The 13,721-nt window shown below is 71.8% G+C and carries 6 protein-coding genes; 3 read left to right on the plus strand and 3 right to left on the minus strand.

Annotated features, from left to right (window positions below; translation table 11 throughout):
* Positions 1 to 4: 4 nt before the first annotated feature.
* Positions 5 to 1,567, plus strand: coding sequence for a hypothetical protein (locus IRX98_RS05885; protein ID WP_224274718.1), 1,563 nt, complete (start codon positions 5 to 7; stop codon positions 1,565 to 1,567).
* Between the two features lie 5 nt (positions 1,568 to 1,572).
* Positions 1,573 to 3,129, plus strand: coding sequence for a lipopolysaccharide biosynthesis protein (locus IRX98_RS05890; RefSeq protein WP_224274719.1), 1,557 nt, complete (start codon positions 1,573 to 1,575; stop codon positions 3,127 to 3,129).
* Positions 3,130 to 3,138: 9 nt separating this feature from the next.
* Here the strand turns inward: IRX98_RS05890 and IRX98_RS05895 are convergent, their stop codons facing one another.
* The 3 genes from IRX98_RS05895 to IRX98_RS05905 all read right to left on the minus strand — a co-directional run bounded on the left by IRX98_RS05895 (position 3,139) and on the right by IRX98_RS05905 (position 12,426).
* Entirely contained in the window at positions 3,139 to 4,311 is a 1,173-nt protein-coding gene (locus IRX98_RS05895) for a hypothetical protein (protein WP_224274720.1), read from the minus strand.
* 247 nt (positions 4,312 to 4,558) lie between these two features.
* On the minus strand, positions 4,559 to 5,731 hold the full coding sequence (locus IRX98_RS05900) for a hypothetical protein (RefSeq protein WP_224274721.1): 1,173 nt from the start codon (positions 5,729 to 5,731) through the stop codon (positions 4,559 to 4,561).
* Positions 5,732 to 5,997: 266 nt separating this feature from the next.
* Positions 5,998 to 12,426 carry a PKD domain-containing protein gene (locus tag IRX98_RS05905; RefSeq protein ID WP_224274722.1) on the minus strand — a complete coding sequence of 2,143 codons (6,429 nt, stop codon included), beginning with the start codon at positions 12,424 to 12,426 and terminating at the stop codon, positions 5,998 to 6,000.
* Between the two features lie 224 nt (positions 12,427 to 12,650).
* On the opposite strand from IRX98_RS05905, the gene IRX98_RS05910 reads away from it, so the two are divergent.
* Positions 12,651 to 13,709: a sulfite exporter TauE/SafE family protein gene (locus IRX98_RS05910; protein ID WP_224274723.1), complete on the plus strand. Its 1,059-nt coding sequence runs from the start codon at positions 12,651 to 12,653 to the stop codon at positions 13,707 to 13,709.
* Positions 13,710 to 13,721: the final 12 nt, after the last annotated feature.

Raw genomic sequence — 13,721 nt, forward strand, 5'->3', positions numbered from 1 at the left:
GACCGTGGACCACACCCGCCCTGCGCACGCCCCGCGCCGCTCGTCGCCGCTCGACGCCGCCCGACGTCATCGCACGATCGTGCTGGTGCTCCTCCTGGTCGGCCTCGGCCTCGGGTGGCGAGTCGGCGACAGCCAGCCCACCACCTGGTCGAGCACGGCGCGCGTGCTCATCAACCCGACGGTGGGCAACCCGTTCGCCCCGGCGCCCAGCTCGGTGCGCCAGGACGAGCTGACCAGCCTGGAGACCGAGGCGCAGGTGGCAGGGTCGGCAGAGGTGCTCGAGGCCGTGGCCGCGGCCAACCCCCCGCTGACGGTCGGGCAGATCCAGCGCGGTCTCTCCATCACCGTCCCGCCCAACACCCAGGTCCTCGCACTGACCTACGCCGCGGACGACGCGCGCACCGCCGAGCAGGTCGTCGACAGCTGGGCACGGCTCTACCTCGACAACCGGGACCGTCGCGCCGAGCAGGTCAACGTCGACCGCATCGGGAAGGTCGAGAAGCAGACCGAGGGCGTGGTCGCCGACCTGCGTGTCGCCACGGCGGCAGCCCAACGGGGCACCGCGGCAGAACGCCAGTTCCAGTCCGAGCTCGCCGCCGCCCTGCGCAACCAGCTCGTCAGCCTCCGGGCCCAGCGCTCCTACCTCGAGAACAGCGAGGCGCCGGCCGGCTCGGTCATCGCCCCGGCTTCGGCCGCGGCCCGGTCCGGCGGCCTCGTGCTGCCCGCCATGGCCGCCGGTGGCGCCCTCCTCGGGCTCGCGCTCGGCGTGGCGGTCGCCGCGGTCCGCGAGCGCGTCTCGGGTCGCGTCCGTGCGGCCCGTGACGTCGCTGCGGCCGGGATCCCCGTGCTCGTCGCCTCGCACCGGCCACGCCGGCACCCCTTCCGCACGCACGACTCGGAGTCCGCCGCGACCGTGGCGCGACGGGTGCGCGCGGAGGTGCTGCACCGCACCCCGACCCCGGAGGTCGTGGCCGTGGCGCCCGCGGCTCCCGGCGGGCACGGCGAGGCCGTCGCGGCCACCCTCGCGACCGCCCTGGCCCGGGCAGGTCACCGTGTCGTGCTGGTCAGCGACCAGGGTGCGGGAAGTGCCCCCGACCAGGACGGGCGCGGCCTGGCGCACGTGCTGCTGCACGAGCGCACCCGGGTCGGCGAGCTGCTGCACCCGAGTCTCGAGCCCGCGCTCACGTTGCTGCCGTGGGGGTTCGACGAGACGAGCCGGGACCGTCTCTCGGCTCGATCGCTGCGCTCGGTGCTCGCTCCTCTCGTCGACGCCGGGCACGTCGTCGTCCTCGCTGCTCCCGAGGCCACGAGCGTCGAGGGCGAGGCGGTCCTGGGCGCGGCGGACCTCGGCCTCGTGGTGGTGACCGTGGGGCGTACGCCGACCCGGTGGGTCGCTGCGGTGGCGTCCCGTCTCGACACGCTGACCACCCAGGTGGCCGCGGTCGTGGTGGACGCGCGGATCGCGGACGCACCCGTCGACCTGGCTGCCGGGCCCGAGGGAGACCCGGACGGGCGTGCGGTCCGGGGCCAGGGCGATCGCCGACCCGCGGCTCGGTCACCACGATGACCTCGGTGGCGACCGAGCGCGCACTGCACCGCGTCCAGCTGGAGAAGCTGGCACGCCGGGGCACCGCCAGCGTCGTCGGCGCAGGCGCCAGCGCGGTCTTCGGCGTCCTGCTGGTCGTCGTGGTGACGAACGGCTTCTCCGCCACGGTCGCCGGCACCCTCTTCGCCGCCACCGCGACGTTCCTCATCCTGGAGTCGGTGGCGCTGCTCGGGACCGACACCGGGCTGGTCAAGGTGCTGCCGACCCAGCTCGCCTCGGACCGCGCGGTCGACGCCCGACGCACGCTGGCGGTGGCCGCAGTCCCGGTCGTGGCCCTCGCGGCGAGCGGCGGACTCGCCCTCCACCTCCTCGCGCCGACCCTCGCGCCCGTCCTGAGCAGCCCGGAGGCTCCGTCGACGATGACGGACATGTTGCAGGCCCTCGCGCTGCTGCTGCCGGTGGCCGCACTCCACGACCTCGCCCTGGCCGCCACGCGAGGACTCGGGTCGATGCGCCCCACGGTGCTCGTCGACAACGTCGGACGGCTCGGGCTGCAGGCCGCGTCGGTCCTGGTGGCCTGGGCCGCCGGGGCCGGACCCGTCGTGCTGGCCCTCGCGTGGGGGCTTCCGTACGCGGTCGGGCTGGTCGTGACGGCCGCGTGGCTGCACCGGCTGCTCCCACCCGCCACTGGTCGCGGTCCGGGCCGTGCCTCCGGTGCTCGCACGTGGTCGGTCCTGGTCCACGAGTTCTGGTCCTACACAGGCCCCCGGGCCGTGGCCCGGGTGACGCAGACCGCCCTCAAGCGCTCCGACATCGTCCTCGTCGCGGCGCTCGCCTCACCCGCCGACGCTGCCCTCTACACGGGAGCCACGCGCTTCGTCGTGCTGGGCCAGCTGTTCGTCCAGTCCGTCCAGCAGGCCCTGTCGCCGCAGCTCAGCAGGCTGTTCGCCCGCGGTGAGGACCGCGCCGCCGGCTCGATCTTCCAGGCAGCCACCATGTGGAGTGTGCTCACGGCCTGGCCGATCTACCTCGTCACGGCAGCCTGGGCGCCGGTCCTGATGGGCATCTTCGGCGAGGGCTACGACGTCGCCGCCGACGTCGTGGTCATCCTGTCGCTCACCATGCTCGTGGCGACCGCGTGCGGGCCGGTCGACTCGGTGCTGCTCATGGCCGGGCACAGCTGGCTCAGCCTGGCCAACAGCACGGTGACCCTCGTGATCAACGTGGGTCTCAACCTGCTCCTGATCCCGACCCACGGCATCCGCGGAGCGGCCGTGGCGTGGGCGGTCGGCATCGTGGTGCGCAACCTGCTGCCGCTGCTGCAGGTCCGGCGCCACCTGTCGATGTGGCCGCTGTCCACGACCACCTGGCAGGTCGCCGGCGCAGCACTCGCCTGCTTCGGCGCTGCGGGACTGCTGGCGTACGTCCTGGACCTCGCCGTGCTCGCGGAGCTGACGCTGACCGCGACCGGCCTGGTGGCCTACGGCGCGGCCGTCTGGATGAGACGGGACGTGCTGGGGCTCGACGTGTTCGTGCGGGCGGCCCGCCGACGACATGCCGGTGGGCCCACGCCCGACTCCTAAGGTTGCTGGTCAGGCCACCCGGCCCGCACGCGGGTCGGCCAGGGTGCCGCGGAACGCCTCGAGCCGGTCACCGGTCAACTCGTGGCCCACACCACCGGTGACGTTCCACAGGCAGCCGAACCACACGTTCGGCGTGCTGAGCAGGGCTTCACCTGCGGCGCGGATGGTCGCAGCCGAGTAGCCGTTGTACTCACCCACGCCGATGGGCAGGTCGTGCCCGCGCGAGCGCAGGTAGCTCGAGAGCGCCGGGATGCGGTCCCCCGGCTTGGCCTCGCCCGGCGACGCCATGGTCCCGGACTCGTAGGTGTCGATCGCGAAGTAGTCCCAGAGGTCGAAGAGCGGGTCGGGGCAGAAGGACTCGAACGCTGCCACCTGGTTGTCGAGCAGCCACCCGTTGAGGATCGGCCCGACCTTCAGCTGGTCGCGCTTGAAGAGCGGCATGAGCCGCTGGTGCATCGCAGCGAACTGCGCACCGCTCATGTCCTTGTAGGGCTCGTGCCAGATCGTGACCGCCGTGGGCTTGCCGTACGACGCCAGCCGGGCGGCCGCCTGCTCGGCGGCCGCGTTGAACCTGCCGGCGATGGCACCGCTGACGTCGCCGCCCACCTTGTAGGAGATGACGGGCAGCATGCCGGCCTCGTGCGCCTCCTCCACCAGCTTGAGCTGGGTGGTGGGGCCGCTCGCCAGGTCAGCGAAGATGCGGCGCGCGCTCACCCCCGGACCGACCTCGGAGATCTTCTGGCTCCACTGGTCCGGCATCGCGCTCATGCCGATGAGGGCGGCGGCACCGAGAGCGGTGGGGTTGGTCGACTGCGACCCGACGACGCTGTAGTCGAGTTGCTTGCGGAAGACCTTGCCGTCGGCACGCTTCACCACCGCGGTGACGGTGCCGGCGCCGACCGTGGTCGCGCGGGCGGTCCACATCTCGTAGCGGCGACGCTTGATGACGCGCTTCCACTCCAGACCGCTGCGGTCGCGCACCCGGATCCGGCGCCCCTGGCGGAGATTCTCGGAGATGTGGAGCGTGAGCAGTCCGCCCACCTCCACCACGTCGGTCTTCAGGCGCGCCTGCACCCTGGTGCGGGCTGCGTGGGCGGGCGCGACGGCCGAGGCACCGACGAGGCCGGCGGTGGTCGCACCACCGGCGAGTCGGAGCATGTTGCGACGGGTGACTGGGTCCACGAGTGTGTTCCTTCGATGCAGGGGGTGCGGGGGCGATCGGCCCGGTGACGTCGCGCGCATCGACTTCCCCCGTGTCCAGCGCGCGGCCCCAGGCCCGTGTTCGTTGAACGCGCCGCACCGTACGTGACACCTGTGCCCGGCGCGAATCGACGCCCTACCACATGACGTGATCCGGCCAGACACCGCCTCCCCCAAATGGGGTAGGCGGCGGCGACGAGAGGTGCGCGCGAACGGGCGCTCCGCGCCGCTACGCCCCCGTCAGGGGCTCGGCGGCACGAGGGTCGGCAGCGGTCTCGCGGAACGCCCTGAGGCGGTCGGCGGTCAGCACCTCGGAGATCTCGGCCGAGTTGTTCCACACGCAGCCGAACCACACGTTCGGGGTGCTGAACATCGCCTCACCGACGTCGAGCAGGGTGCGGTAGGAGTAGCCGTTGTACTCCCCGACGCCCAGCGGGAGGTCGTACCCGCGCGAGCGCACGTAGTCGGCGAGCGCCGGGATCCGCGCGGCGGGCTTGGCGGCGCCGGGCGAGGCCATCGTCCCGGCCTCGTAGGTGTCGATCGCGACGTACTGCCAGAGCTCGAAGAGCTCCTCGTCGCAGAACTGCTCGAACTCGTCGATCCGGTTGTCGAGCAGCCACCCGTTGAGGATCGGGCCCACGCGGACCTCGTCGCGACGGAAGATCGACAGCAGGCGACGGCTCATCGCCGTGTACTGCGCGCCCGTCATGTCCTTGTAGGGCTCGTGCCAGACCGTGACGGCCGTGGGCAGGCCGTACGACGCCAGCTGTGCGGCCGCGGCCGTCGCGACCGCGTCGTACCTGCCCGCGGCGGCACCTGAGGCGTCGCCACCGACCTTGTAGGAGATCACCGGGAGCATCCCGTCGGCGTGCGCCTCCTCGACGAGGCGGATCTGGTTGGACGCACCGGCGGCGAGGTCGGCGAAGATGCGGCGTGACCCGAGCGCGACCCCGACCTCGGCAGTCCGCCGGTCCCAGAGGTCGGCGGGGGCGTTCATGCCGATGAGGGGACCGTTGCCGATCGCTGGGGCGTCGGTCGTGCTGCCCGCGACCTCGTAGTCGACGCGGTCGCGGTAGCGGGTGCCGTCGACGCGGACCGAGCCGATCACGACCTGGCCACCGCCGACCCTCGGCGCCGCGGTCCAGGTCTGCGTGCGCGAGGTGCTCGCGATGCGGGTCCAGGTGGTTCCACTGAGGTCCCACACGCTCACGCGGCGCACGGTGTCGGGGTCGAGGGTGATGCGCAGGACGAGCGGCGTCCCGAGGGTGACGACGGGGGCGTCGAGGACGGCGGACAGGCCGGGTGAGGCGAGGGCGGGGCCGATGCCCGCCCCGACCAGTGCGGCGGCACCTCCGGAGGCGGCGATGCGCAGGGCGGAGCGGCGAGACAGCGAAGTGGACATGGGTGGGCCTTTCGGTGGGCCGCGCAGCAGCCGGGTCTCACGAGCCGCGCGCCCGAACGGGGGTGGTCCACCGTCACGACGGGGGGCAGCGACGGGGTGCCCGGGGGCTCCGACGAGCCCCGGCGGACCCCGCGACGGTAGGTGAGCCCTGCCACGGATGTCACGGGTCCGACCCCGAATCGACCCCGAGTTACCCAACCTGAGGGATGGCAGCGCGACGAGGGCCGCGGACCTCCGGGTCCGCGGCCCTCGTCGTGGGGCAGGCGTCAGGTGAGCGTCACCGTCCGCGTCACCGTGGTGGTCCGCCCCCAGTTGTCCGTCGCGACGAGCGTGATGGTGTAGGTGCCCGCGGCGGCGTACACGTGGCTCTGGGTGTTGGTCGACGTGGTGACGGTGTCCCCCGTCCCGTCGCCCCACTTCCAGGTGTAGCTGCGGATGCCGCCGTCGGCGTCGACGGTGCCGGCGCTGCTGACCGAGCAGGTCCGGACAACGCACGTGGGCTGGTTGAAGACCACGACCGGTCCGGCGTTGCCGCCCGGCTCCGCCGCCGTGGTCACCGAGGTCGTGACCGAGCTGCTGGCCCGCCCCCACTTGTCGAGCACCCGCAGGCTCACCGTGTAGGTGCCCGACGTCGGGAAGACGTGGGACTGATTGGCCGACGTGCCCGTGGTGTCCGGGGTCCCGTCACCCCAGCTCCACACGTAGTTGCGGATGGCGTCGCCGGACGCGGTGTCCGGGTCACTGCTGCCTGCAGCGCTCATCGTGCACGTGGTGTTGCTCGTGGTGCAGGTGCCCGAGGCGATGACGGCCGTCGGGGCGGTGTTGGTCGTCGGCTCCTCGATCGTGATGATCCGGGTGGCCGTGGCCGATCGACCCCAGACGTCGGTCACTGTGAGGGTCACCGTGTAGGTGCCGACCGCGGCGTAGGTCCGTGAGGGGTTGGTCGCCGTGCTCGTGCCGCCGTCTCCGAACGTCCACGCGTAGCGGATGGAGTCACCATCCGGGTCGGCGGTGCCGGCGCTGTTCATCTGACAGACCGTGAAGGAGGTGCAGGCCGCCGTGAAGGTGGCCGTGGGCGCCGCGTTGCCGGCCGGCTCGGACAGGTTGACCGTGCGAGTGGTCGACGCCGCCCTGCCCCAGCCGTCCGTCGCGGTCAGCGTGATCGTGTAGCTGCCGGCCGCGGCGTAGACGTGCGCCGAAGGAGTGGCGCCCGTGCTGAGTGCCGTGCCGTCACCCCAGTTCCACGAGTAGTTGATCGAGTCCCCGGCGTTGGGGTCGGCTGTGCCCTGGCTGCTCACCGAGCAGGTCAGGCCGGTGCAGCTCTGGACGAACGTCGGCACCGGAGCGCTGTTGCCCGCGGGCTCCGCGATCGTGACCTCCTGCGGCTCGGACGTGTGCGTGACCTGCCACTCGTCGCGGACCGTCAGGGTCACCAGGAACGTCCCGGGCGAGCTGTAGGTCCTCGTCGGCAGCGGGCCGCTGCCGTTGACGGTGGACCCCGTGCCTCCCAGGTTCCACGAGTACGTCAGCGAGGCGGCGTTCTCGTCGGTGGAGCCCCGGCCGTCGAAGGTGCAGACGTTCTGGTTGCACGTGTAGGTGAAGCTGGCCACCGGCGGGTTGTTGGCGGGTGAGGTGACGACGATGCCCGTCGACGTCTTTGGCGGGTCCATGACCTGGTCGTTGACGTCGACCGACCGGACGATGACGCTGTAGGTCCCGGGCGGGATGACCGGCGTCGTGTAGGAGTAGTTCGACCCCACGCTGCCGGGGCTGTTGAGGAACGCGTTGCGGAAGCTCGGGTTGGTGCTGGTGAACGTCCCGGAGCCGCTCATGTACTGACCCTGCTCGTTGACGACGGCGACCTGGACGGCCGCGATGCTGGCGAACGCGTCGTCGGCGTCCTCGGCTCGACCGTTGATCACGATCCGCCCGTCGCTGAACGTGGCGTTGTCCGAGGGCTGCGCCAGCGTCTCGTTCAGCGTCGGCAGGCCGTCGCCCGGGTAGACCCGGTAGCCGGCCGTGGCCGCGCTGGGGTCCTGCTGTCCCCTGGTGTCGAACGCGATGGCCGTGAAGCGCCAGTCACCTCCGGTCGGGAGCGTGATGGGCGGCAACGACCAGGCCGTGGACGTCGCGTTGGCCGGGGCGAGGTCGGCGTTGCGATAGGCGATGGTGGCCGAGGTCGTGCCGTTGGCTTGCAGGTAGCGTCCGGTGTCGCGGTCCTGCAGCGACACCCGCACGCTCTCGACCCCGATGTCGTCGGTGGCCGTGCCTGCCAGGTTGACCGTCAGTGACTTGTCGGTCGGCGCGACGAACGCCATGGTGGCGTTCGGCGGCAGGTCCCCGGCGAACTGGGCGTTGACCGTCAGGCGGCCCTGGTTGGTCGAGGACGTGGTCAGGTCCTGGTCGTCGGTGGCACGCACGGTGAAGCTGTAGGTGCCTGCCGCGAGGTCGAACGGGGTCGTGTAGGTCCAGTTGTAGTTGGCACCGGCGATGTTCACCGGTGAGACCCGGCAGTTGCCGGCCTGGCCGACACCCCAGGTGCAGTCGTTGCGGAGGGCCTCCCCGGTGGAGCTGTTGCGCAGGGTGATCGTGACGTCCTTCAGCCCTTCGTCGTCCGACGCGGTGCCGGCGAAGGTCACGCGTCCACCGGGCTCGACCGTGATGGCGGGTACCGCGAAGGGCGGCGTCATCGGGACCGGGTCCGTGACCGTCACCGTGGGCGCCACCGCGCTGGAGTCGACGAGCCAGGTGCGGACGTCACTTCGCAGGTCGGACTGACCGGCGCTGTCGACGGCTGTGGCACTGCCGCGCCACTCACCCTCGGAGGGCACCGTCAGCTCGTAGGACCAGGTCGCCGCCGTGGCACCGATGACGTCGGGGGTGGCGCGGAAGGTGTTATAGATCGCACCCACCGTGCCGTCGTTCTGCAGGTAGCGGCCCTGCGCGTCCTGGAAGAAGAGCGTGATCGAGTTGACGCCGTTGTCGTCGCTGGCGGTCCCGGTCACGGTGAAGGTGGTGGAGGACTGGATCCCGGACGGCCCGCTGATGCTGGTCGTCGGGGTCTGGTCGTCGAGACCGAAGGACTCGATCCTCTTGCTGGCCCTGGTGGAGTCACCCGTGCCGCCGGTTGCCGCCGTGAACGCCTGCGCCCAGACCGTCAGGTTCCGGTTCGTGGTGATGCTCGTGGCGGGCACGGTCACGCGCCAGGTCCGGGTGGTTCCCGTGCCCGGGTCGAGCGTGGCGTTGAGGGTGTTGGCGGCGCTTCCGAACGTGGTGAACGCGCCTCCGGCGTCCTGGAGCGACTGGTTGTTGTTCCGGTCCTGGACCTGCACCTGCACGCGCCCGACGGTGCCGGTCGCCACCCGCGCGGTGCCCGTGATCTCGAACTCGGTGCTGTTGGCGACGACCCGGCCCTCGATCGGAGCGGTGATCGTCGTGTCCGGGGCCGGCACCGGGAACGGCACGCTGTTGAAGTCGAAGAACGCGACCCGGCCGGTGTTCACGCCTCCCTTCCACGCCCCGTCACCACCGACGAACAGGCCGCGGGACGTGGCCTCCATGGCCTTGTCGCCCTCGAACGAGTTCGAGCCGTCGAGCGGGTTCCACTCCAGCGACTTGCCGTCGACGGGGTTGATCGCGGCGATGTGCTCGCGGCGGACCACCTGGTCGCCGAGGCCGTAGCCCGACAGTCCCTGACCCCAGCCGTAGCCGACGTTGTCGAGCCCCGGCCACGGGTCGTCGGCCGTCGGCGACTCGATAAAGTTGAAGTGGCCCCCGAGGTAGACCGCGGTCTCGGTGATGGCCACCGAGTAGATGCTGTCGAAGGCCCGGGAGATCCACAGCGGCTGCACGTCGGAGTCCTGGAGCGAGCTGGCGTCCAACGGGTAGGCGACGGCGGTGTCCTGGATCGGCGGCCGGTCGCCACCCGACCCGCTGGTCACCACGAAGTAGGAGTCGTCAGGCGCGATGTCACCGGCATAGATCCGGGTGACGCCACCGACGACCGGCAGGTAGTCGTCCCACAGGGTGCTGCGCCAGGGCAGCAGCTCCTTGGTGGCGGTGTCGATGATGCCCATGCCCAGACGGTCCTGGCCGTCGATCTGGCGTCCGGTGTGGACGACCAGCAGCTTGGTCCCGTCGTGGGTCAGCTTCAGCTGCGGCACGCCGAGCTGTCCGTTGGTGCCGATGCCGCCCGCCAGCTGGTTGTCGAAGGCCTGGTCGACGACGCCCGACGCGGCATTGACCGCCGCGAGCCCCGTGCGCAGGACCCCGTTGACGCGGGTGTACCTGCCACCGACGTAGAGCGTGCTGTTGGAGGCGGCCAGCGACTGGACCTGGTTGTTGGTGTTGTTGGTGAACCCGAACGTCGACAGCGGCGCACCGGTGGTGAGGTTGAGGCTGGCGACCTTCTGCCTGGTGACTCCGTTGACGGTGTTGAACGAGCCACCGACGAACAGCTTGGTGCCGTCCGGCGAGGCCTCGACCGCGTTCACCCCGCCGTTGAACGTGGGGCGGAAGCTCGTGTCGATCAGTCCGGTCTGGAGGTTGTAGCTCGCCAGGCCCGCCTGGTTGATCGTCGTCGTCGGCGCGATGGTGTTGGCGAGGGACGTGAAGTTGCCGGCGATGAACACCCGGTTGAGCGACGGGATGACCTCGATGTCCCAGATCTCGCCGTTGTTGATGCGCGGAGTGTTGGTCCGCGGCCGGTCCGGGACCAGACGGTTGTGCCCCGGGACCGGCTGGCCACCGACGCTGCCGCCCACCACCGGGTTCGCGGTCCTGGTGGCCGGCGTGGACACCGCGCCCTGGTCGTCGGTCACGGTGAGGGTGATCGTCTTCGCGCCGCCGGTGGCGTACGTGTGGGTCGTCGACACGCCGGTGCCGGTCGTGCCGTCACCGAAGTCCCATGCGTACGACGCGATGGTGCCCGGTGCTGTGTCGCTCGAGCCGGAGGCGTCGACCGTGCACGTGGCCGCGGGGCAGCTCACGGTGAACGAGGCCACCGGCGACACGTTGGGGTTGGACAGCGGGTCGGGCCTCAGCACGACCGTCCACATGGTGGCCTTGCCCGACGAGGCGTTCGCCGTCGCCGTGCGAGCCGGCGAGGCACCGGCGGTGGCCGGGGCGCCCTGGTCGGACGCGACGGACGTGATCCTGCCGGTTCCGGTCCCGACGGCGGTGCTGCGCGCGGTCTGGCCGGCGGGCAGCGCCCACGACGTGGTGCCCGAGGACTTGTCGGCCCAGTAGGAGACCACCCACGACCCGTCCTGGCTCACCTGGGCACCGGGTGTGGTGTGCGTCGCGCGGAAGGTCGACTCGGCGAGGGACGCGAAGGTCCCGACCGGGTTGTCGACGGCCGTCCCGTCGTAGGCGAGGAGGGTGAGCGTCGACTTGGCCGTGGCGGAGAAGGTGACGGCCGCGTTGCGTCCGGCGTCGTTGGCCGCCGCGACCCGGCTGTAAAGCGTGGTCTCGGTGTCCGTGTCGACGCGCCGGCTGACGAACGTCCAGCCCTCGGGCGGCGACGTCAGCGCTCCGGCGATGTTGCTGGTGACGAAGAGCAGCATGCCGTCCGTCTCCCGCACCGAGGCCGGGATGGTCACCCGGGCGGTGGTCTGGTTCCACGACGTCTCCGCGGCAGCGCGGAACGCGATGCTGTCGCCGTCGGTGCCTCCGCCGCCGACGACGGGCTCGGCGGCGCGCGTCACGGGGGCCGAGACCGCACCTTCGTCGTCGGTCACCCGGAGGGTGATCGTCTTGGTCCCGCCGGTCGCATAGGTGCGGGTGGCGGACAGGCCGGTGCCCGTGGTGCCGTCGCCGAAGTCCCAGGCGTAGGACGCGACCGTGCCCGGCGCGGTGTCGGTCGAACCGGACCCGTCGACCGTGCAGGTGGCGCCCGCGCAGCTGACCGTGAAGGACGCGACCGGCGCGACGTTGGTGTCCTCGGACTGGTCGGCCTGGAGGACGACGGTCCACATCGTGGCCTTCAGGCTCGCGACGACCGAGGTGGCCGCGACGCCCGCGCTGGCGCCGGCCGCCGACGGGGCGCCGGGGTCGGTGGCCATGGAGGTGATGCGTCCGTTGCCGCTGCCGAGGGCGATGCTGCGACGGGTCTGGCCGGCTGGGGTCGCCCAGCCGACGTCGCTCGACCCGGACTTCTCGGCCCAGTAGGACACCACCATCGACCCGTCCTCGGCGACGGTGGCGCCCGGCGTCGTGTGGGTGGCGCGCGACGTGGTCTCAGCGGCCGAGGCGACCAGCGCCACCGGGTCCGCGGCGGTGCCGTCGTAGGCGAGCAGGGTGAGCGTCGCCTTGGTCGCAGCGGTGAACGTGACAGCCGCGTTGCGCCCGGCGTCGTTCGCCGCCGCGACCCTGCTGTAGAGCGTGGTCTGGGTGTCGCTCCCCGCCTGCCGGGTGCCCTCGAGGGTCCAGCCGTCCGGTGGGGTGGCGATCGCGTTCGCGACGTTGGTGGTGACGAACAGGAGCATCCCGTCGGACTCCTGCACCTCTGCGGGGATGGTGACGCGGGCGGTGGAGACGTTGGCCGCCACCTGCGCGGAGGCGCGGAAGGCGATCACGTCGGCCGCGGCCGACGGTGGGGCCAGGGCCAGCACGCCCAGGAGGGTCGAGACGAGTGTCCCCACCGCCGCCATCACCACTGCTCGGCGGGAGCGCTGCCCCGACTGCGATGCGTTCATGCCACTACCCCTAGGTGCCGTCCGGTCGCGAGCCCGCTGGCGGCACGACGTGTCGATTCGGGACATCTGTCGATGCGGAACGTATGGACGCACGCTCCGGCGCCGAGTGGCCCAGCGGAGTTATCACCGAAATGAGTGAGCCTGCCTGTCGAGCGCGGCCCCCTTCCCCCGGGCGGGGCTCAGATGGGGCCGACCGAACGGCGCACGGGACGGGGACGCTGCAGATGACAGAGGTGCTCACGACGACGTTCGTGGCGATCGTGCTGGCCGGCTTCGTCGTCGGCATCGTCGTCGGCCTGACCGGGATGGGCGGTGGCGCGCTGATGACGCCCGCGCTGATCTTCCTCGGCGTGGGTGACGCCCCCACGGTGGTGACCGCCGACCTGACGGCGGCCGCGATCTACAAGACCGGCGGTGCGCTGGTGCACGAGCGCGAGGGATCGCCCGACCTCCGCCTCGCGGGGTGGCTGGTCCTCGGCTCGGTGCCGACGGCCCTGCTCGGCCCCCACCTGATCAGCTGGCTGGCACCTCCCGGCGACCTCGACCGCGTGCTCACGATGTGCATCGGCTTCGCACTGCTCTTCGCCGCCCTCACCTACGCCCTGCGCCTCTACCTCAACCTGCGGCGCATGCGCACCGGGGCGACGACCGTGTCGCACCCGACGGTGCGACCGCTCCCCACCCTCCTCGTCGGTGCGCTCGGCGGGCTCCTGGTCGGCATCACCAGCGTCGGCTCGGGGTCGGTGATCATGATCGCCCTGCTGATGCTCTACCCCGGTCTCGCGGCGGTGCGCCTCGTCGGCACCGACCTGGTGCAGGCCGTCCCCCTCGTGCTCGCGGCGGCGATCTCGAACATCGCCCTGCACGGCATCGACCTGGGCATCACCATCCCCCTCGTCCTCGGCTCCGTGCCCGGCACCGTGCTCGGCAGCCTCGCCGCGCCCCGGGTGCGGCAGTCCTTCGTGCGTCGCGGGATCGTGGTGGTGCTAACCATGTCGGGGGTCGCCCTCCTCGACAAGGCGGGCTGGTCGGTGCTCGGCGCCGGTGAGCACGACGTGCAGCCGATGACCGTCCTGCTCGTCGGTGTGGCCGTGCTCGTGCTCCTTCCGCTGGTGTGGGGACTGGTGCGGCACAGCGCCGGGCTCCCCGCGTTCGGGCCGCTCTCCGTCGACCAGGTCGAGGACCCCGACTACCGCCCGGGGGGCTGGCGCGACACCACCTACCCAAAGGTGGCGAGACCCCTGCACACGACTGCGACACGGGAGCACGACCCGGTCGAATGACCCTGCTGAGGG

The sequence above is a fragment of the Nocardioides lacusdianchii genome, assembly GCF_020102855.1.
Classification (GTDB): domain Bacteria; phylum Actinomycetota; class Actinomycetes; order Propionibacteriales; family Nocardioidaceae; genus Nocardioides; species Nocardioides lacusdianchii.

Bases quoted from the DNA above. Each gene is read 5' to 3' on its own strand.
- IRX98_RS05900 (WP_224274721.1), bottom strand. From the start codon at position 5,731: ATGTCCACTTCGCTGTCTCGCCGCTCCGCCCTGCGCATCGCCGCCTCC.
- IRX98_RS05905 (WP_224274722.1), bottom strand. From the start codon at position 12,426: ATGAACGCATCGCAGTCGGGGCAGCGCTCCCGCCGAGCAGTGGTGATG.
- IRX98_RS05910 (WP_224274723.1), top strand. From the start codon at position 12,651: ATGACAGAGGTGCTCACGACGACGTTCGTGGCGATCGTGCTGGCCGGC.